This window comes from Bacillus cereus group sp. N14 (genome assembly GCF_016483555.1).
In the GTDB taxonomy this organism is placed as follows: Bacteria; Bacillota; Bacilli; order Bacillales; family Bacillaceae_G; genus Bacillus_A; species Bacillus_A wiedmannii.
This window is the reverse complement of the sequence record NZ_JAEHBQ010000006.1, coordinates 59,116-79,906: the sequence shown is the minus strand read 5'-3', so window position 1 is coordinate 79,906 and position 20,791 is coordinate 59,116. Positions and strand designations below refer to the sequence as shown.

The following is a 20,791-nucleotide window of genomic DNA, read 5'->3' as shown; positions in this document are numbered from 1 at the left end:
GTAATGGCAATACAAACGCATATTAATGTAACGGTAGATTTTAGTAAATGGAATGGAAATACATATGATTTGCGTATTCCGAATCATCAATCTATTAAATATTTATTGAAAAACTTATTAGATACGTTAAAGATTGATAATCATGAAGGTTCACATTTTGTAATGAAAGTGAAAAATAAGTCAATTGTTTTAACAGATAATGATCGTTTAATTGATCACCAAATAACAGACGGAGATATTTTACAAGTTTTATAAAGAATATTTCTTACTTGTAGTTTTTGGAAAATAAGTTATTACTGGTTATAAAGAAAAGGAGAAGAGGATAAACATGACGGAAAAAACAATTCAAATTGATGCAATGAACTATCAATTTCAAATAGAAAAAGAAAATTGGAAATTGGAGATGACAAAATCTCAAACACGTATAAAAGACTTCCGTCAATTCGATATAATTACGGGCGCATCATCTGACTTTGTACCATTAACGATAGAAGAAATGGATGATATGTTTACGTTTCTATTTCAAGTCGACAAAAAATTATATAAGTGGGACGACCTTGGCCGTTTTGGAAGAAATGAGAAATTGAGACTGCTTCAAAATGTTGCGCAATTTCGTAAATATTTAAATAAACGAATTACGTTCTTTTTACATCCAGACAATATAGTTTTTAATGCGAATTTAATGCCAAGTATTATACATAGAGGAATTCGAGATATTGTTCCACCAACCCCGTTGTTAGAAGAGCAATTTTTAACGCAATACAAGTGTCTAATTATTGCTTTATTCTCCGAAAAGCACAATTTTGATGATTTATATGCTGGGTTACTAAAAGATGCAAAAGAAACAACATTTGAACAGACAGTTGCTCAAATGGAAAGTTTAGATGCATTACTGCAGTTTCTTGATGACAGCTTTGAGAAGGAACAAACAAAAACAGAAAAAAATATGCAGTTAGTACCTAAAAAGAGCTATAAATCATTTAAATACTTAGCTTTTTCCTTCATAGCGGCGACAGTTATTTTAGCTGCTCCTTTAATATATTTCACTTTTATAAAATTTCCTTATCAAAATAAATTATTAGAAGCAAATGTGAGTTTCATAGCAACTGATTATGACAAAGTAATTACGCAATTAAATGAAGAGGAATTTGAATCATTACCGATTGCATCTAAATATGAGTTAGCATTTGCATACATTACAGCTGAAAAACTAGGCGAAGATCAAAAGAAGTCAATTATGAAAAATATTAGTTTGAAAAGTGATGAAAAGTATTTGTTGTATTGGATGTATAACGGAAAAGGTGATTTTGATAAATCATTAGATTTAGCTAAGATACTTGATGATCCTCAGCTTATTATGTACGGCCTTGTTAAACAAATTGAATCACTGAAAAATAATCCGGATTTATCAGGTGAAGAGCGTGATCAAAAGTTAAAAACATATGAGCAACAATTAAATGAGTATAAAAAGAAATATGGCGATGCATCAAACGATAAAGACTCGTCGAACACAGAGAAAAAAGAGTAAGCAAGCACTTGATGAGACAGTTGAAAAGGAGCAGTGAACACGGATGGAGCAACTATTAGTATTGACTTATGGAGACAAAATATATAAGTGCACATTACATCCAAATGAGCAATCAATAGTGTCGATTGGAAAAGAGTGGACAAATGATATTACGAATCCAAGTTTAGAACAAGAAGTAGAGTTAAAGTGGAATAATGAAGTAAATGCTTGGATGGTACAGGATCAGTTAATAGAATTTAATAAGGAAATTGAGATTGGGAAAACAAGAGATGTGAGCTTGAAAATCTTTATATCTATTGTTGGCACAACTAAAGTGTTTGATATCGGAACGAAACATTCTCTTACAGTGAGTCAAAACGATTACGATGATATTTCTATTACTGGGACTAGTGTAGATTTAATGCTATCTCGCGAAACGTTGTACGATTCTTTTAAAGTGAACGTGTATGGCGGGGATGTATTTCATAATTATACGAAGTTAAAAGATAGCGTTATGTTGGAATCAGGAGACGTATTATATTTTGATGGTATTTTATTGGAGATTGGTAGTGAAGACATTCAAGTACTTTCTTCAGAAGATAAAGTGAAATCTGCGTTACCTATTTTAGTAGAATCAGAAACAAATTATCAAAGTGGTTATCCAGACTATCATCGTTCACCGCGTATTATTTACCGTGAACCAGAAGAGAAAATGACAATTGCAAAGCCTTCAAGTATGCCATCAAAACCAACGGAGCATTTAGCAAGAATCATTGCACCTTCACTTGTCATGATTGTCGTAACCGTATTACTTGCAATTTTCATGAAATATGGAATGTTTATTATCGCATCGATTGCGATGACATTAGTAACAATCATTGTTTCTGTCACATCTTATATAAAAAATTTAAAGCAATATAAAGTCGACATTGTTGAACGTGATAAAAGCTATAGAGAGTATATAAAACAAAAAACGAAAGATTTACATGCAGAAAGTGAAAAACAGCGTCACGCATTACATTATCACAATCCAAATGTAGAAGTAATACGTAATATGGCAGTTCAAGTAAATCCTCGAATTTATGAAAAAACAATGTTACATCATGATTTCTTAACATTTAGCGTTGGAACAGGACAAGCTAATACGAGTTTTGAAATTCAATTTAATGAAGAAGAATTTAGTCAAACGAAAGATGAATTAATTGATATAGCACGTGAACTAAGACAGCGTTATCTATCATTGGAAGATGTACCAGTTGTAACAGATTTAATGAATGGACCAGTCGGTTATATTGGTCAACGCTCTTTAGTGTTAGAGCAATTACAATTATTAGTTGCACAAACGGCTTTATTCCATAGTTATTATGACTTGCAGTTTATTACTATTTTTCCGGAAGAGGAAAAAGAAAAATGGGATTGGATGCGCTGGTTACCTCATGGAAGTGTTCGCGATATAAATGTACGTGGATTTGTATACCATGATCGTAGCCGTGATCAAGTGTTAAATAGTTTGTATCAAATATTGAAAGAACGAAAATTAAAACTAGATGAAAAAAGTTCTACTAATGAAAAAATGTACTTTGCACCGCACTATGTCGTTCTCATTACAGATGAAAAACTAATATTAGACCATGTTGTTATGGAATTCTTTAATGATGATCCGAGTCAATTAGGTGTATCACTTGTATTTGTACAAGATGTTATGCAAAGTTTACCGGAGCATGTGAAAACGGTAATAGACATAAGAGATGCAAAACAAGGGAACATCATCTTAGAGCAAGGAGAACTTGTTAACCGTCAATTTAAACTAAATCATGTGCCAAAAGGATTCAATTTAGAAGATATTTCACGGGCATTAGCACCATTAAATCATTTGCAAAACTTAAAAAATAGTATTCCAGAAAGCGTAACATTTTTAGAAATGTACGGCGTTGAAAAAGTAAAAGAACTGAATATCACAAGTCGTTGGGAGAAAAATGCAGCGCATAAATCTTTAGCTGTACCACTTGGATTACGTGGGAAAGAAGATATCGTAAACTTAAACTTACACGAAAAAGCACACGGACCACACGGGTTAATAGCAGGTACAACCGGTTCAGGTAAATCGGAAATTATACAATCGTACATTTTATCTCTAGCAGTTAATTTCCATCCGTACGAAGTAGCCTTTTTACTAATTGACTATAAAGGCGGCGGTATGGCGAATTTATTCAAAAACTTACCGCATTTATTAGGAACAATTACGAACTTAGATGGAGCGCAAAGCATGAGAGCGCTCGCATCAATTAAAGCTGAATTGCAAAAAAGACAACGCTTATTTGGGGAAAATGATGTAAACCATATTAATCAGTATCAAAAACTGTATAAAGAAGGCTTAGTAAGTGAACCGATGCCGCATCTATTTTTAATTAGTGATGAATTCGCGGAACTGAAGTCAGAACAACCAGAGTTTATGAAAGAGTTAGTTTCAACAGCGCGTATCGGTCGTTCGCTCGGAATCCATTTAATATTAGCTACGCAAAAACCGAGTGGTGTTGTAGATGATCAAATTTGGAGTAACTCGAAATTCAAACTAGCATTAAAAGTTCAAAATACGTCAGATAGTAATGAAATTTTAAAAACACCGGATGCTGCTGAAATTACATTACCAGGACGTGCTTACTTACAAGTTGGGAATAATGAAATTTATGAACTATTCCAATCAGCTTGGAGCGGAGCAGACTATGTAGAAAATAAAGAGGATAAAGAACATTTAGATGCAACAATCTATGCAATAAATGATCTAGGACAATATGAAATATTAAGTGAAGACTTAAGTGGACTTGGTAGCAGTAAAGAAGTAATAAGCGTACCATCTGAACTGGATGCTGTTATTGACTACATTCACGATTACGCAGAAATAAATGAAATTGAAGCGTTAGCAAGACCGTGGTTACCACCACTTCCAGAAAGCGTATATTTACAAGACTTACATGCTATTCAGTTCAAAGAAGCATGGACGAAAGAAAAGAAACCATTACAAGCAACAGTTGGTCTACTAGATCAGCCTGAATTACAATCACAAACACCATTAACACTAGATATTAGTAAAGACGGACACGTAGCGGTCTTCTCAAGTCCAGGCTACGGAAAATCAACATTCTTACAATCAGTCATTATGGATGTAGCTCGTCAGCATAGTCCGGAGCATTTGCATGTGTATTTAGTGGACCTTGGAACAAATGGTCTTCTACCTTTAAAAGGATTACCTCATGTAGCGGATACGATTACGATTGACGAATCTGAAAAATGTTTAAAGTTTGTTGAAAGATTAACTCAAGAAATGAAAAATCGTAAACGATTATTAAGTGAATATGACGTTGCAAATATTGAAATGTATGAAAAGGCAAGTGGGAAAGAAATACCACATATTATTATTGCAATCGATAATTATGATGCAGTAAAAGAAGCGAAGTTCTATGAAAGCTTTGAAATGCTAATTATGCAAATTGTCCGAGATGGTGCAAGTTTAGGAATTCATACCTTAATTAGTGCAGGGCGACAAAATGCACTTAGAATTCAATTGTACAATAATATTAAAATCCAAACTTGCCTATATATGATTGATCAAAGTGAAGTAGCTAGTATTGTAGGGAGATCTGATATAAAAGTGGAAGAAACAGCAGGAAGAGCGTTAATAAAACTAGAATCTCCTACATTATTCCAGGTTGCATTGCCTACGAAAGCAGAAGATGAACTACAACAAATTCAATTATTACAACAAGAAGCAAATGATATGGACCGAGAATGGGATGGAGAACGTCCGAAGGCAATTCCAATGATGCCAGAAGTGATTGATATTGCTACTTATCGTAAAAATAAAGACGTTACAAAAGCTCTACAAGCAGCAAGAATTCCAATGGGGCTTGATTTTGCAAACGTAGAAGTTATAGCTCATGATATTGCAGTGAATGATCATTTAATGATTTATAGTGTAGATGATAGTATGAGAAAACAAATTGTATCTAGCATCCTATCTCAATTGAATAAAGATTATTTTGAAAATGTGACGTTAGTGGATACAGCAGAGTATAGTTTCGTTCAATATAAAGACAATGTGACGCACTACATTGTAGACGAAAATGAAATAAATATGCATGCGAAGTATTGGATGGAAGTAATTCGTGAACGAGCTCTTGAATTAGCACAAGCAAGACAAGAAGGTAGAGAAATTCCTGTATTCACAAAACAACTCATTATCATGACAAATGTTGAAGAGTTTAGTAAATTTGTTTATTTAGAAATGGAGGATGCAGCGACTTTAATTGATCTATCTCGTACAGTAGGTATTTACTTTGTATTAGCAGGTCACCATGACTACATGGACCGAAATCGTGAAGCTCTACCTATGAAAATGAGAAGTAAACTAACAGCAGCAATTATCGCAATGCCATTAAATGATCAAAGTATCTTCAACATAAAATATATAAGCAACGAAGCACCATTAGGTAAAGATGAAGTGTATTACTATCAAAAAGGGAACATAATGAAACTAAAAATGCCTAGAGTAACTAACGAGGTGACAGTATGAAATTAAAGAAGAAAGCTAAGGTGATGATAGTCGTGTCAATAGTGGCAAGTTTATTAAGTGGATGTGGTTTTGGAGAGACAAAGATAGAGTATGAGAGATTAGTAAAGGCGTTGGATGAAGGGGATATGAAGACAGTTATGTCTGCGAGTGATGATGGGCATGCGTATGTGAAAGAAGAGGTTAGGGATAGCACTTTTATTGAGGATAATAATAAGCAAATAGGAGTAGTTTATCAAACAACGCAAGGTATTTATAGTATTAAAGATAATATTCTTTTTGGTGAGACACAAAAGAAAGTCAATACTCCAGTTGAGGATGAAAAACATAGTGACAACCCACAATATAAAGAAGAATTTGTATTCAAGTCAGATATAAGATACGAAAATGGACAGCTAGAAGCTTCAAATCGAGGGAAAGATATGTCTAATATAAAATTAATGCTCAATAGAGTGCAAGGAATAAAAGAATTAAAACCAAATGTGAATAAAAAAAGCTTCAGCCAACCAGCAACGATAAGCTATAATTTATCAGAAACTCAATTTAAAGAGATATTTAATGGGAATTTAGGATTAGAGTATGAGAAGTTTAGTTATGCAACACTACTAATTGAATTTAATTCTGCTAAGGATACAAAGGAAAATCCGATGGAAATAACAGAGATAACAATTTCGATAGGCTATAAACAAAGAAATGAAGAAAATAATATGATTAGGCATGATCAAGAAATAACAACATATTTACATAATAAAGAAGAAAATAATCGGAAATCAAAAAAAGATTACTTACAATATGAAAAGAAATTTAAAGAAAGCCATTAATATATATAAGGGGGGAGAATATGGTGAATGAGGAAGATTATAAATTAAGTAGTGATGTAGGAAAATTAAGATTATCGGCAAAAGATATTTATGATTATAATGCACAAGAAAAAAAATATAATAATTCTGATCCAATAATAAATCAACAGAAGTTACAAGACAACTTTAATGCTAATCTTATAGCTTCTGATGATATTCATTCAGTAACTGGATTTGGGGCATATGCTTTAGAGGATAGAAACACGCATGAAATTTTCATTGTATACGTTGGAACCCAACCGAGCCAAATAGGCGATTTAGCAACCGATGGAGCAATTGGGCTACATAATTTAACTAATTCACCTATATTGGGGTCATTAGCGGAATTTCAGTATAGTCAAGCAGAAAAATTTTATGAAAAAGTCAAGGCGGAGAATAAAGGAAAGAAGATAACTTTACTAGGGCACTCCTTAGGTGGCGGAGCAGCGAATACAGTTGCATTAAGACATCAAGAAGATAATATAAACGTATTAGCTTTAAATCCTGCGCCTGTTTTAAATAAAGATGTGGTTAAGTACGGATACGGGACCAATATGAAAAATTGCCGCAGTCTTATAAATGAATATGATCCTTTGTATGGCGCCATTAAGGCCGCAGATTTTGTAATACCTGGACAGGTTTATAAAATGGAAAATGGGGAAGGGCATTCTTTTTTATATGATCCAAAATTTTATTCTAGGAATGGGAATGTAGCAATAGATAAATTGAAAAAGGTTAGCGAAACAGGATTTGATTGGAAATTTGGTTTTTTAGAAATATCAGAATCTGCTGGGGACCTATATAAAGGAATCACTGGAAAAAAAACATTAAGTACAACAGAAGAAGTTGTAGTGGATTTAGTGGTAAATGGAACCCCAGTCAGTGCAATTCTAGTTGCAATAACAGTAGTGGGAGATACTAGTGCTCTAGCAACAAAAATAGCAAGTATAGGTGTAGAAACAGGAAAAAAAGCTTTGAAATTTAGTAAGGAAGTTATACAAGAAGTTAGAAATCAGGTGAATGCGGCTGTGGATTGGATAGAGAATAAATTAGCAAAATGTAAGGAAAAGGTACTTGAAGTGTTAGAATCAGTATTTAACGCAGCTGTAGATTTTTTAGTAGGATGCATCATTCTTTATTTATCCCGTGATGAAATTATAGCAATTGCAAAAGAAGTAGCATCTTCCCTTGTTCAAGATATTTTAGATGTATTTAAAGGTGACTTTGAAATTGATACAAATATTGCTTCAATTGCTGGAGATTATGTAAGAAGCCATCGCCAATCATTATTAAACTATTTTATGAATGATGGTAGTAGAGGGTTAAATCGTTCATTATTAGTAGAGATTTCCAGAGATGTGAACGAACTTTCAAATGATTTAAAAGAGTTAAGTCAAGATGTAACAGATGCGGTAATTTCTATGATAGCAAAAGATGAAGAGTTAGCTTCAGTTTCCTATTATTGATAAATGTTAAGGAAGGGGGTATGAGGATGGATTTACATATGATAATGTCGAGGGTTCATAGTACATTTCCAGACAGTGGTGGGCGAGATCAAATTATTAACGTTGTTATGCAACTTGAAAAAGCAGCTGTATCTTTGACAGGAGATATTAGAAAATTAGAAAGTAGTATTGATAATAGTTTGCAAGGTAAAACACGTGATGCTTTTATTGATCGTATCCGCCAATTAGAAAAAAGGCGACAAAAAATAGAAGAGAAAATTATCGTGTTAAAAGGATCGGTGAATTAATATGAAAGATTATATGGAGAAAGTTTTGCCTTTAGGAAGTGTAGTGAGGTTGAGTACTGAGGAAGAAAAAGATGTAGAGTATGTAATTACTACAAGAGGAATACTTCTCGATGAAGACACTTTCTATGATTATGGTGGGGTATTACACCCAGTAGGTTTGACGGCAGAGACATATAAATTATTCAATGACTTTGATATTTTAGAAGTGAAATTTGAAGGGTATAAAAATTCTATTGAAGGAAAATTTGCTCATAATTTTAAAATATGGCGAAATGAATTTGTAAAAACGATAAAGAACAAGGCTGAAAATAATAAGTAACAATTATTAATAAAACAAGGGCTATAATATATTTAGAAATAAATAGACTTTCCTCTTCCAACATGGAAAGAGGAAAGTCTATTTTTGATTGAATAAGAATCTAAACATCTAGTATTACGTGGGAACAACATGAAAAAGAACGTCAAGAATTTATAGCGAATAGAAAAAGAATAAAATAAAAGTTGAAATAACATTTGTAAATAATAGTCATAGACTGTTTTTTATGGTGGAAATCTATTTGTGAAGAAATGAATCATTTTATCCTATACGATGAAAATGGGATATTTCGGTATTTTTATAGTTAGGAAAAAGTTATTCTAAAAGGAGTATGTTGGGTGAATCATAGACGTAAGAAAAAGAAACCGAAACAAATAAGAAAAGAATCTGTTCAGATAAAACCGATAGTAGAAGAAAAACCACTAAAGAAGAGTAGCAACAAGTTGGTTGATATTCTCCTAGGTATTCTTCTTTTCCCAATTTTTATATGGGCTGTCTTGGAAGGTTCTACAACACAAGTAAGCAAAGGGAAGAATTTCCTTATTATCTTTTTCTTTATCTTAATTGCAATAGGGTTATCTATGATAGGAAACAAATAAGGGGGAATTCAGATGTTTAAGAAGAAGGAGAAAAAAACATTTACGTTAGACTGGTAAACACACAAGGGGAAATCATTCGAGAGTTTAATTGTACAGAAAAAGACTTGCGAAAAGTAAAAGAAAATGGTGCTGAAATTCGTTTGGTTGGAGACAACTCATATGAGATGGTAGCAACCGATGAACAACTAGAAAAACTAGCAAGAGCTGAAGCAGAAATCGAAGAGGAAATTAAGGCATGGGAAGACGCTTTAAATGAGAGTTTGGAGGAACGCGAAGAAAGAGAAGCGAGACAGAAGGAATTGAAAGAAAAGAATAAATGGAGTACAAAGAAGAAAGTAATCATATTTGGACTGATATTCTTTGTATTTATTGGATTACCTATTATCGAAGGGTATCAGAATAGTAAACTAGTTAAAGAAGGTACATCATTACATGCAGAAATTGTAGGTAGGCATGTAGAGAAGGAATTCATGTTTACACACCCCACATTAGTAGTTGAGGTAGACGGTAAAAAGCATAATGTATGGGTAAGTGAAGAGACATATAACGGAGCAGAGTGGTTAGGTAGACTAAAAGTCATCAAAACAAAAGATGGTAAAGTTGAGAAAGATCCTAGATATGAGGGCGAAGACTTAATCACGAGTTATTAAGCAGTATGTTTTTAATATTCGCTTCTCAAATTAAACAACATTATTATTTGCAAAAATCGAATCCATTAAAATAAAAAACAAATTTAAAATAACTGTAATAACCTGCTAGCAAATTGTTGATGGGAAGTTATCACCTTTCTGAAGATAAAATTAAAGAGCTTTATTATCTCGATACAATTGTGCTGACAGTAACGTTTTTACTAAGTGGGTGGAGTTTCAGGGAGTATGAGGGATATGCTTAAGTAAAAGAGAGAAGAATATTTAGAGCTTTTGAGGAGAAAGAAGGCTATTTGAACTATCAAAAGCATTCTGATTATGTACGGTAATTAATGTAGAGATAATATTATCTGAATATAGTTACACAAAGATGAATGTACTTAAAAAGTTAGGAATGTAATGGGATTTTATTGAATGAAAATTATTTAAACTGTATAGAGGTGAAAAGTCAGGATGTGGAATATAAAAGAAGAAGATTTAGATGAATTTAGGATGACATGTAAAGATCGTTTAAGTCCTGAAGGTGCTGCGGGCTTTATATTTGGAGGAATACTTTATAGTTCAATAGCCGTTTTTTCTATTATTGTATCAGGTGGTTGGGAGTACTGTATGGTTCTCCTTAACATAGGAATTGTTAAGCTAGAGGTGTTGGCATATGCTCTGCAAGTAATTTTTTTCGTGCTATATTTATTTCCAAAAGCACAATTTAAATTTCAAAAGTTACAAACATTTGTCGTATTATTATATGCATTTCAAATGGCTACTATATTACTTACAGTTTTAGTTGTTTCTGAAATAGCTAATAATTCAATGGATCGTATTACGTTGAATTATGTATGTTTGCTATATTTAGGAGCAGTAATTTTCCATATTGTAACAACAATAGATACATTTAAATTGGCAAGTAAAGGTGCGTTTAGTATGGATGAAAGATCTGTGTCCTTTTTTAGTAAAACAAAAGGAACTATGATGAAAGTTGCTTCAATATACGCATTAATCCTTCTTATTTTGATTTATTTTCATAATGATTATGCATTTGATACTTTTATTGGATATGTAATAGGAACTGTTTTAATGTATACGATAGCCATCGGTGCAGCTGAATTTCAGCTATTAGTATATTGCAGGTTTAAATTTCCGTCATTTAACATTTCATGGGAGCAACATAAAAGAGAGACTCCAAGATATCGAAAGAAAAATAAAAAAGGTAAATCGAAACGTAAGGCATAAAGAAAGTGTGTATTGTAAGTTTTGGTGGTGAAAAAGTAATAATTTATAGGAGAGTATTTGAACTACTAAAAGAAAATTTACTTATGTAAGGTGATTAAAGTGATTAGAAGATAATCTGATCGAAAATGTAGAGAGTGTAGTGTGATGATGAAATGAACACAAAAAAGGTTTCTAAAATGATTACTATCATAATAACAATCAGCCTACTACAATCATGTAGTTTTTTTGAAGAAAAGGTAGAGTATGAGCCATTTATTAAGGCATTGGATGAAGGTGACATGAAAAAGGTTATGTCTGCAAGTGATGATGGGTATGCTTATGTGATCCAAAGAGGTATTTATAGTACGTTTGAGCAAAAAGAAGATGGAGAGCACAGTAAAACAATTCGTCAGACTACGGAAGGTGTATACAATACAAAAGATAAAAGTTTATACGGAGAGGCGATACAAACAGTTGCGACTGATATAGAAAAAGACAAGGGAAAAAGGACAAATGAAAATTATAAAAAAGAAACGATTTATAGTACTCATGTTAAGTATGAAAATGGACAGGTGAAAAGTCCAGATTCAAATCTAGATGTTTCATACGTAAACTTAATTGTAGATCGTTTAAATGGGATAGGGAAACTAAAGATGAAGCCTGAAGATGATATAAAAAAGTTTGATCAGCCTAATTCAGTGGGATATCGACTAACTGAATCTGAATTTAAAAATATTATTAATAATAAATTAAAGATACAATACGATGAATTTGATGGAGCAACAATCGTATTGCACCTGGATGCCCCAAAAAATCCAAAACAAATTTTGCAAATGAGGATAGATATAGACTTTAAAGAAAAGAATGAGGATGGAAAATTAGTAGAAAATATGTTCCAAATAATAACGTATTTTAATAGAAAACAGGATAATAACCAAGATGCGAGACAGGAATATTTAAAATACAAGGCGCAGTACAACAAAAGAGATGGTTAAGAGTGGCGATGAAAATAAAAAGGTATAAAATCAGTGACTAAGAAAATTGCATCTATATTTTGGTAATATACTATAGTTCGGGGAAAGGTGGAGTTAACAAATGTGGAACATAAAAGAAAAAGATTTAGATGAATTTAAAATAACATGTAGAAATCGCTTAAGCCCAGAAGATTCTATGGTGTTTATGTTTGGAGGAATAGTTTATAGTTCATTATTCATGCTTTTTATTTTGGTAGCATTAATTAAGATTGGCTGGGGTTACTATCCAACTCTCTTTGACAAAATAATTGTTAGTATTGAATTAGTGTTATATGGTTTGCAAGTAATCTTTTTCATTCTATATCTAATTCCAAAAGCTCGTTTCAAATATCAAAAGTTGCAAGCATTTGTGATATTATTATTTGCATTTCAGCTAGGAACTATAGGATTCACATTATTTATACTTCCAGCAATTTCGAATTATTCAATTGATCAAATTACATTATTGTATGTGGGTTTATTGTTTCTAGGAGCAGTTTTTGTTCATCTGGTGACAACGATTGATACCTTTAAACAAGCAGAGAGTGGAGCATTTAGTATGGATGAAAGAGCAACTTCATTTTTTAGTAAAACAAAAGGCAATGCAATGATTGGTGTTACGATATATGTACTAACCCTTCTTATTTTAATTTATTTTCATAATAATTATGAAACAGGGGTTTTAGTGGGGTATATGGCAGGAACCCTTGTAATGTACGCAGTAGCCATAGGCGCAGCTGAGTTCCAATTATTAGCCTATTGTAGATTTAAATTTCCATCATTTTATATTTCGTGGGAGGAACATGAAAGGGAACGTCAGGAATTCTTAAAGCGTTATAAAGAGAGAGCGGAAAAGAAAGCGAAAGAAATAAAATAAGTTTTGGTTTCTGAAAATTCGAACAGAGTATATAAGCAATTAAGAATTGTATAAAAATCGATGCTAATAAAAATTAAAGTATCTTCAATATAATCTGTATGAGTAAATAAATACCAATAAGTACAGGTGAAGTGTATTACTTTCCAAAAGGGAAAATAATGAACTTAAAAATGCCTAGAGAAATCAACGGGGTGTCAGTATGAAGTTAAAGAAGAAAGCTAAGATGATGATAGTTCTGTCAATAGTATCAAGTTTATTAAGTGGATGTGGTTTTGGGGAGACGAAGATAGAGTATGAGAGATTAGTAAAGGCATTGGATGAAGGGGATATGAAGACGGTTATGTCTGCGAGTGATGATGGGTATGCTTATGTGAAAGAAGAGGTTAGGGATAGCACGTTTTGGGCGGAAAATGATAATCGCATTAGCGTCGTATATCAAACAACAGGAGGAGTATACAATATTAAAGAAAAAAAGTTCTATGGAACAACTTGGCAAGAAATTGCTAGTTCATTAAATAGTGAGCAAAAAAAAGAAGAGATTGTATATAGAACTAGTATTAAATATGAAGATAATCAATTAAAAAGTCCAGATCAAAATTTGGATGTTTCGAATGTTTATTTCATATTTGATAGATTGAAGGGAATAGATAGTTTAAGGCCAAAAAAAGATAAAAAAAGATTTAATGAACCACCCAAGGTAACATATTACTTAACTGAATCGGAATTTCAAAAAATAATTAATAATAAGTTAAAGGTGGACTACGATAAATTTGATGAAGCAATATTATTAATGGAATTTAGTTCGGCGAAAGATTCAAAAGAAAATCCAATGGAATTCACTACAATAAGCATCACAATGGGATATGAAAAAAAGAATAAAGAAGGCCGATTAATAAGGCATGATCAAAAAATAGCAATCTATTTAAATAGTAAAGAAGATAACGATAAAGCTTCTAAAACCCGATATGAGGAGTATGAAAAACAATATTTGAATAATAAGTAATGTATAAAATAAGGGGAAAGGTGTAGTTATGGCATGAGTAAAAGGTTAGTTAAAAAAATAGTTATTGTAATGACAGTAACGTTTTTACTAAGCGCGTGCAGTTTCGGGGAAACAAAAATAGAGTATGAGAGATTAGTAAAGGCATTGGATGAAGGTGATATGAAAACGGTTATGTCTGCGAGTGATGATGGATATGCATATGTGAAAGAAGAGACTAGCGACAGTACTTATGAAGAAAAAGAAGATGGTGAACATAGCAGGATAATATATCAAACAACCCATGGAGTATATAATGTGAAAGAAGACGACTTATATGGGAAAACAACTCAAAAGATTGTTACTGATATAAAAAATGATAAAAACGTTGGTAGTAATCAAAATTACAAAAAAGAAACGGTCTATAGTACAAATTTAAAAAATGAAAAATCCCGTTCAATAGCCCAGAATCAAGGCATAGATGTTTCATATGTAAAATTAATGTTTAGAGGATTAAATGAACTTAGTAAATTGAAACCGAGTGAAGATAAAAAAAGATCTAGTGAACCGAGCATAATAAGCTATAATTTAACTGAATTACAGTTTAAAGACATCATGAATGATAAGTTAAATTTAAAATATGATAAATTTGATTCTGCAATATTGATGATTGAATTTAATACGCCTAATGATACAAAAGAAAATCAAATGAGAATAATACAAATAACAATATCGGTAAATTATGAAGAAAAAAAAGAAGATAAGCTTATAAAACGCAATCAAGAAATTTCAACATATTATCATACCAGAGAAGATAATAATCAAAGTGCCAAAAAAGAATATGTAAATTATGAAAAAGAGTATATAAATTAAAAATAATATATTTTGATTGAATTTTGAGAATGATAAATGTTGTGAGGATATGAGTAAAGGGGTAGTGAAAAATAGTTACTGTGATAACAGTTATGTTTTGCTGAGCGCGTGTAGTTTTAGGAAATCAAAATAAAGTATGAGAGCCTAATAAAAGCAATGGATGAAGGTGACAAGAAGACGGTTATACTTAAGTGAAAGAGAGAAGAGTATTTGGAACTTTTGAGGAGAAAGGATACTATTTGAACTATCAAAAAGCAATCTGATTATATGATTAGCGTAATTAATGTGGTAATGGTATACCTAAAAAATTATCTAAATTTAGTTGTACAAAGATCTATGTACTTAAAAATATTAAGAATGTAATAGAATTTTAGTGCATGAGAATTATTTAAACTGTATAGAAGGTGGAATGTCAGGGTGTGGAATATAAAAGAAGAAGATTTAGATAAGTTTCGAATGACATGTCAAGGGCGTTTAAGTCCTGAAGGTGCTACGGGTTTTATGCTTGGAACAATATTTTATATTTCAATATTTATGTTTATTATTTTTGTAGGTGATTTGAATTACTACAACAATTTTTTTGATAGAACAATTGTTAAAACTGAAATTGTGTTATTTAGTATTCAAATTATATGTTTAATTATATATCTATTTCCGAAAGCATGTTTTACATTTCAAAAGTTACAAACGCTAATCGTATTACTATATGCGTTTCAACTTGGAACGATATTATTTGTAGTTTCGATTGTTTCTGAAATGGCTGATAATTCAATTGGTAGGATGTATACCGGGCTACTAGTTGTAGGAGCAGTTATTATCCATATTGCAGCAACGCTAGATACATTTAAACAAGCAAGTGAAGGTGCATTTAGTAGTGATGAAAGATCCACCTCGTTTTTTAGTAAGACAAAAGGAGCTGTGATAAAGGGGGCTATAATATATATATTAATACTACTTCTTCTGATGTATTTTCAAAATGATTATTCAATTGATTTTTTTGTTATGTATGGAGTAGGAACTGTTTTAATGTATGCGGTTGCAATCGGAGCGGCAGAATTCCAATTATTGGCATACTGTAGATTTAAATTCAAGTCATTTAATATGTCATGGGAAGAGAATGAGAGAATGCGTGGGAGAATTCGAAAGCGAAATACAAAATCCAAATCGAAAAGTAAATAAGAGGGAAATAGAATTGAAGTGAATGAAAATTATTTAAACTGTATAGAAGGTGGAGAGCCAGGATGTGGGATATAAAAGAAGAAGATTTATATAAGTTTAGGATGACATGTAATGATCGTTTAAGTCCTGAGGGTGCTATGGTTTTCTTTATTGGAGGGATAGTTTATACTTCAGTATTTATGTTTTTTATTTTTATGGGGGGATTGGATTATTATCATACTTATTTTGATAAAACAATTGTTAAAACTGAAATTGTTTTATATAGCTTACAATTCATCTTTTTAATTCTATATTCATTTCCAAAAGCACGTTATAAATTTCAAAAGTTACAAACGCTCGTTGTATTATTATATGCATTTCAATTAGGTACAATAACATTTACAGCGTTAGTTCTTCCTGGAATATCTGATTATTCAATTGATCGAATGACTTTAATTTGTGTAGGGTTATTATTTATAGGAGCAGTTATCGTTCATATTGTGACAACAATTGATACATTTAAACAAGCGAGTGAAGGTGCGTTTAGTAAGGATGAAAGATCCATCTCATTTTTTAGTAAAAGAAAAGGAGATGTGATGAAGTGGGCTACAATATATGCGCTAATCCTGTTTATTTTGATATATTTTCATAATGGTTATGGAATTGATGTTTTAGTTCTTTATGCGGTAGGTATTGTTTTACTGTATACAGTAGCCATTGGAGCGGCAGAATTTCAACTATTGGTGTACTGTAGATTCAAATTCAAGTCATTTAATATGACGTGGGAAGAGAATGAGAGAATGCGTGGGAGAATTCGAAAGCGAAATACAAAATCCAAAACGAAAAGTAAATAAGAGTGAAATAGAATTGAAGTGAATGAAAATTATTTAAACTGTATAGAAGGTGAAAAGTTAGGGTGTGGAATATAAAAGAAGAAGATTTAGGCAAGTTTCGAATGACATGTCAAGATTGTTTAAGTCCTGAAGGTGCGACGGGATTTATGCTTGGAACGATATTTTATACTTCATTATTTATGGTTATTATTTTTGTGGGAGGAATGGATTATTATACTACCTTGTTTGATAAGGTAATTGTTAGGATTGAATTAGTGTTATATGGTTTGCAAGTAATGTTTTTAATTCTATATTTATTCCCTAAAGCACGTTATAAATTTCAAAAATTACAAACGCTCGTTATATTATTATATGCATTTCAACTTGGAACTATCGGATGCACGTTATTTGTTCTTTCTGGAATGATTGAGAATTCAATTGATCTCAATACACGTGTTTATGTAGGTCTATTAGTATTAGGTGGAATTATTGTTCATATTGTGACAACAGTTGATACATTTAAACAAGTAAGCGAAGGTGCATTTAGTAGTGGGGACAAATCAGATTCGTTTTTTAGTAAAACAAAGGGACATGTTATACAAGGTGCTGTAATTTATGTGTTAATTCTTCTTGTTTTAATTTATATAAATAATAATTACTCATTAAACACAATGTTTGGTTATGTTATGTGTAATGTTGTTATGTATGCAGTAGCCATTGGAGCGGCAGAATTTCAACTATTGGTGTACTGTAGATTTAAATTCAAGTCATTTAATATGACGTGGGAAGAGAATGAGAGAAAGTGTGGAAGAATTCGAAAACAAAATAAGAAATTCAAAACGAAAAATAAATAATATATTAATAGAATTTTAGTGTTCGAAAAATAATTGAAACGTATAGAAGGTGAAGAGCCAAGATGTGGAATATAGAAGAGGAAGATTTAGATAAGTTTAGTATGACATGTAATGATCGTTTAAGTCCTGAGGGTGCTACAGGATTTATGTTTGGAGGAATACTTTATAGTTCAATAGCCGTTTTTTCTATTATTGTATCAGGTGATTGGGATTACTGTATGGTTCTCCTTAATATAGGAATTGTTAAGCTGGAAGTGTTGTTATATGCTCTGCAAGTAATTTTTTTCATTCTATATTTATTTCCAAAAGCTCAATTTAAATTTCAAAAGCTACAAACAATTGTTGTATTATTAAATGCATTTCAAATGGCAATAATATTACTCGTAGTTTTGATTGGTACTAAAATGGCTAATAATTCAATTGATCAGATTACATTACTGTATGCAGGATTATTATTTTTAGGAGCAGTAATTTTTCATATTTTGACAACAATTGATACGTTTAAACAGGCAAGTGAAGGTGCATTTAGTATGGATGAAAGATCCGCTTCCTTTTTTAGTAAAGAAAAAGGAAAGATGATGAAGTGGGCTACATTATACGCAGTAACTATTCTTATTTTGCTATATTTTCATAACGATTATGGATTTGATACTTTAGGTATGTATGTAGTAGGGACCTTTTTAATGTATACGATAGCCATAGGTGCAGCTGAATTTCAGCTATTAGCGTATTGCAGATTTAAATTTCCGTCATTTAATAAAACGTGGGAGCAACATAAAAGAGAAACTCCAAGATATCAAAAGAAAAATAAAAAAAGTAAATCGAAACGTAAGGCATAAAGGGAAATGGCAGAATAAATTTAAATGTCCGCCATTTAATATAACGTGGGAAGAGAATGATAGAATGCGTGGGAGATTTTGAAGGCAAAATACAAAATCCCAATCGAAAAGTAAATAAGAGTGAAATAGAATTGAAGTGAATGAAAATTATTTAAACTGTATAGAGGGTGAAGAGCCAGGATGTGGAATATAAAAGAGGAAGATTTAGATAAGTTTAGGATGACATGTAATGATCGTTTAAGTCCGGAGGGTGCTACAGGATTTATGTTTGGAGGAATACTATTTAGTTCAATAACTATTTTTTCTATTGTTTTATCAGCTGGGTGGGATTACTGTATGCTTCTCTTTAATATAGGAATTGTTAAGTTAGAAGTGTTATTGTACAGCCTACAAATAATTCTTTTCATTATTTATTCATTTCCGATAGCTCAATTTAAATTTCAAAAACTACAAACCCTTGTCGTATTATTATATGCATTCCAAATGGCAACAATAGCTCCTACTGCGTTGACTGTTACTAAAATGGCTAATAATTCAATTGACTGGATTACAATACTGTATGCGGGTTTATTGCTTTTAGGAGCAGTGATTTTTCATATCGTGACAACAATTGATACGTTTAAACAAGCGAGTGAAGGTGCGTTTAGTATGGATGAGAGGTCTGCTTCTTTCTTTAGTAAAACAAAAGGAAAGATGATGAAGTGGGCTACACTATACGCAGTAACTATTCTTATTTTGCTATATTTTCATAACGATTATGGGTTTGATGATTTATTTATGTATGTAGTAGGGACCTTTTTAATGTATACGATAGCAATCGGAGCAGCTGAATTTCAGCTATTAGCATATTGCAGGTTTAAATTTCCGTCATTTAACATTTCATGGGAGCAACATAAAAGAGAGACTCCAAGATATCGAAAGAAAAATAAAAAAGGTAAATCGAAACGTAAGGCATAAAGAAAGTGTGTATTGTAAGTTTTGATGGTGAAAAAGTAATAATTTATAGGAGAGTATTTGAACTACAAAAAGAAAATTTACTTATGTAAGGTGATTAAAGTGATTAGAAGATAATCTGATCGAAAATATAGAGAGTGTAGTGTGATGATGAAATGAACACAAAAAAGGTTTCTAAAATGATTCCTATCATAATAGCAATCAGCCTACTACAAGCATGTAGTTTTTTGAAGAAAAGATAGAGTATGAGCCATTTGTTAAGGCATTGGATGAAGGTGACATGAAAAAGGTTATGTCCGCTAGTGATGATGGATATGCGTATGTGAAACAAAGAGGTATATATAGTACATATGAACAAAAAGAAGATGGAGAGCATAGTAAAACAATCTACCAAACTTCGACAGGTGTATATAATATAAAAGATAAAAGTTTATATGGAAATACAACACAAGAAATTACCTCGGAAGTAGATAATAAAAATTATAAAGAAGAAGTTAATTATAGTACCAATATTATGTATCAAAATGGACAGGTACAAAGTCCGGATTCAAACCTGGATGTTTCATATGTGAACTTAATTGTAAATCGTTTAAAAGGAATAAGGAAACTAAAGATGAAGCCCGGAGGTGATATAAAAAAGTTTGATCAGCCTAGTACTGTCGGATACAAACTAACTGAATTAGAGTTTCAGAGTATCATTAATGATAAGTTGAAAATACAATTTGATGAATATGGTGGTGGATCAATCGCATTGCATATTGATTCTAAAAATGGTTCAAAGCAGATATTGGAAGTAAGTATTGTAGTGAATTATAAGAAGAGAAATGATGAGGGCAATTTAGTAAAATATATATCACAAATACATACATCTTTTGATAGTCACCAAGGTAATAATCAGGATGCGAGACAGGAATATATTGATTTGAAAGCACAGTATAATAAGAAGCAGTAATATTAAGAAGGGCATTTGCATG

Annotated in this window: 18 protein-coding genes and 4 pseudogenes; all 22 read left to right on the top strand. The window is 31.7% G+C overall.

Translation table 11 applies throughout. The features are described from left to right. Positions 1-3: 3 nt before the first annotated feature. Positions 4-255: an EsaB/YukD family protein gene (locus JDS82_RS11300; RefSeq protein ID WP_001007572.1), complete on the top strand. Its 252-nt coding sequence runs from the start codon at positions 4-6 to the stop codon at positions 253-255. A gap of 73 nt (positions 256-328) precedes the next feature. Beyond that, positions 329-1,528, top strand: coding sequence for a type VII secretion protein EssB (gene essB / locus JDS82_RS11295; protein ID WP_199713261.1), 1,200 nt, complete (start codon positions 329-331; stop codon positions 1,526-1,528). Between the two features lie 43 nt (positions 1,529-1,571). Then, positions 1,572-1,853 (top strand): annotated as a pseudogene (locus tag JDS82_RS30370) (FtsK/SpoIIIE N-terminal domain-containing protein); the annotation flags it as partial. Then, positions 1,848-6,077 (top strand): annotated as a pseudogene (essC, locus tag JDS82_RS11290) (type VII secretion protein EssC); the annotation flags it as partial. The pseudogenes JDS82_RS30370 and essC, both read left to right, overlap by 6 nt. Then, complete coding sequence (locus JDS82_RS11285) at positions 6,074-6,895, top strand: DUF3952 domain-containing protein (protein WP_199713258.1); 822 nt, start codon at positions 6,074-6,076, stop codon at positions 6,893-6,895. The pseudogene essC and the gene JDS82_RS11285, both read left to right, overlap by 4 nt. A 20-nt stretch (positions 6,896-6,915) precedes the next feature. Further along, positions 6,916-8,379 carry an alpha/beta hydrolase family protein gene (locus JDS82_RS11280; protein ID WP_075310944.1) on the top strand — a complete coding sequence of 488 codons (1,464 nt, stop codon included), beginning with the start codon at positions 6,916-6,918 and terminating at the stop codon, positions 8,377-8,379. A gap of 26 nt (positions 8,380-8,405) precedes the next feature. Next, entirely contained in the window at positions 8,406-8,666 is a 261-nt protein-coding gene (locus JDS82_RS11275) for a hypothetical protein (protein ID WP_075310942.1), read from the top strand. 1 nt (position 8,667) lies between these two features. Continuing rightward, on the top strand, positions 8,668-8,985 hold the full coding sequence (locus tag JDS82_RS11270) for a DUF4176 domain-containing protein (RefSeq protein ID WP_000656387.1): 318 nt from the start codon (positions 8,668-8,670) through the stop codon (positions 8,983-8,985). 335 nt (positions 8,986-9,320) lie between these two features. After that, a complete protein-coding gene (locus JDS82_RS11265) occupies positions 9,321-9,581 on the top strand; it encodes a hypothetical protein (RefSeq protein WP_001016552.1) in 261 nt (86 codons plus the stop codon). Between the two features lie 104 nt (positions 9,582-9,685). Then, complete coding sequence (locus JDS82_RS11260; protein ID WP_199713256.1) at positions 9,686-10,231, top strand: hypothetical protein; 546 nt, start codon at positions 9,686-9,688, stop codon at positions 10,229-10,231. 450 nt (positions 10,232-10,681) lie between these two features. Beyond that, the gene (locus tag JDS82_RS11255; RefSeq protein ID WP_075310938.1) at positions 10,682-11,458 is read left to right on the top strand and encodes a hypothetical protein; all 777 of its coding nucleotides are present in this window, start codon (positions 10,682-10,684) and stop codon (positions 11,456-11,458) included. A 176-nt stretch (positions 11,459-11,634) separates the two neighbouring features. Further along, positions 11,635-12,432, top strand: a complete 798-nt coding sequence (locus JDS82_RS11250; RefSeq protein ID WP_242474896.1) for a DUF3952 domain-containing protein — start codon at positions 11,635-11,637, stop codon at positions 12,430-12,432. A 100-nt stretch (positions 12,433-12,532) separates the two neighbouring features. After that, complete coding sequence (locus tag JDS82_RS11245) at positions 12,533-13,327, top strand: hypothetical protein (RefSeq protein ID WP_116867944.1); 795 nt, start codon at positions 12,533-12,535, stop codon at positions 13,325-13,327. A 199-nt stretch (positions 13,328-13,526) separates the two neighbouring features. Then, entirely contained in the window at positions 13,527-14,330 is an 804-nt protein-coding gene (locus JDS82_RS11240; protein WP_075310934.1) for a DUF3952 domain-containing protein, read from the top strand. 33 nt (positions 14,331-14,363) lie between these two features. Next, complete coding sequence (locus tag JDS82_RS11235) at positions 14,364-15,179, top strand: DUF3952 domain-containing protein (RefSeq protein WP_075310932.1); 816 nt, start codon at positions 14,364-14,366, stop codon at positions 15,177-15,179. A 49-nt stretch (positions 15,180-15,228) separates the two neighbouring features. Beyond that, positions 15,229-15,365, top strand: a pseudogene (locus tag JDS82_RS30365) (DUF3952 domain-containing protein); the annotation flags it as partial. Between the two features lie 231 nt (positions 15,366-15,596). Further along, positions 15,597-16,358: a hypothetical protein gene (locus JDS82_RS11230; protein ID WP_199713254.1), complete on the top strand. Its 762-nt coding sequence runs from the start codon at positions 15,597-15,599 to the stop codon at positions 16,356-16,358. 62 nt (positions 16,359-16,420) lie between these two features. Then, on the top strand, positions 16,421-17,191 hold the full coding sequence (locus JDS82_RS11225) for a hypothetical protein (protein WP_075310928.1): 771 nt from the start codon (positions 16,421-16,423) through the stop codon (positions 17,189-17,191). Between the two features lie 62 nt (positions 17,192-17,253). Beyond that, positions 17,254-18,024 (top strand): hypothetical protein, encoded by a 771-nt coding sequence (locus JDS82_RS11220; RefSeq protein WP_075310926.1) that lies wholly within the window; start codon positions 17,254-17,256, stop codon positions 18,022-18,024. 62 nt (positions 18,025-18,086) lie between these two features. Beyond that, the gene (locus JDS82_RS11215; protein WP_199713252.1) at positions 18,087-18,863 is read left to right on the top strand and encodes a hypothetical protein; all 777 of its coding nucleotides are present in this window, start codon (positions 18,087-18,089) and stop codon (positions 18,861-18,863) included. Between the two features lie 180 nt (positions 18,864-19,043). Continuing rightward, positions 19,044-19,820, top strand: a complete 777-nt coding sequence (locus JDS82_RS11210) for a hypothetical protein (RefSeq protein ID WP_199713251.1) — start codon at positions 19,044-19,046, stop codon at positions 19,818-19,820. Between the two features lie 176 nt (positions 19,821-19,996). Then, a pseudogene (locus JDS82_RS11205) lies at positions 19,997-20,769 on the top strand (DUF3952 domain-containing protein). The last annotated feature ends 22 nt before the right edge of the window (positions 20,770-20,791 follow it).

Bases quoted from the DNA above. Each gene is read 5' to 3' on its own strand.
- JDS82_RS11300 (WP_001007572.1), top strand. From the start codon at position 4: ATGGCAATACAAACGCATATTAATGTAACGGTAGATTTTAGTAAATGG.
- essB (WP_199713261.1), top strand. From the start codon at position 329: ATGACGGAAAAAACAATTCAAATTGATGCAATGAACTATCAATTTCAA.
- JDS82_RS11285 (WP_199713258.1), top strand. From the start codon at position 6,074: ATGAAATTAAAGAAGAAAGCTAAGGTGATGATAGTCGTGTCAATAGTG.
- JDS82_RS11280 (WP_075310944.1), top strand. From the start codon at position 6,916: ATGGTGAATGAGGAAGATTATAAATTAAGTAGTGATGTAGGAAAATTA.
- JDS82_RS11275 (WP_075310942.1), top strand. From the start codon at position 8,406: ATGGATTTACATATGATAATGTCGAGGGTTCATAGTACATTTCCAGAC.
- JDS82_RS11270 (WP_000656387.1), top strand. From the start codon at position 8,668: ATGAAAGATTATATGGAGAAAGTTTTGCCTTTAGGAAGTGTAGTGAGG.
- JDS82_RS11255 (WP_075310938.1), top strand. From the start codon at position 10,682: ATGTGGAATATAAAAGAAGAAGATTTAGATGAATTTAGGATGACATGT.
- JDS82_RS11250 (WP_242474896.1), top strand. From the start codon at position 11,635: ATGATTACTATCATAATAACAATCAGCCTACTACAATCATGTAGTTTT.
- JDS82_RS11245 (WP_116867944.1), top strand. From the start codon at position 12,533: ATGTGGAACATAAAAGAAAAAGATTTAGATGAATTTAAAATAACATGT.
- JDS82_RS11240 (WP_075310934.1), top strand. From the start codon at position 13,527: ATGAAGTTAAAGAAGAAAGCTAAGATGATGATAGTTCTGTCAATAGTA.
- JDS82_RS11235 (WP_075310932.1), top strand. From the start codon at position 14,364: ATGAGTAAAAGGTTAGTTAAAAAAATAGTTATTGTAATGACAGTAACG.
- JDS82_RS11225 (WP_075310928.1), top strand. From the start codon at position 16,421: ATGTGGGATATAAAAGAAGAAGATTTATATAAGTTTAGGATGACATGT.
- JDS82_RS11215 (WP_199713252.1), top strand. From the start codon at position 18,087: ATGTGGAATATAGAAGAGGAAGATTTAGATAAGTTTAGTATGACATGT.
- JDS82_RS11210 (WP_199713251.1), top strand. From the start codon at position 19,044: ATGTGGAATATAAAAGAGGAAGATTTAGATAAGTTTAGGATGACATGT.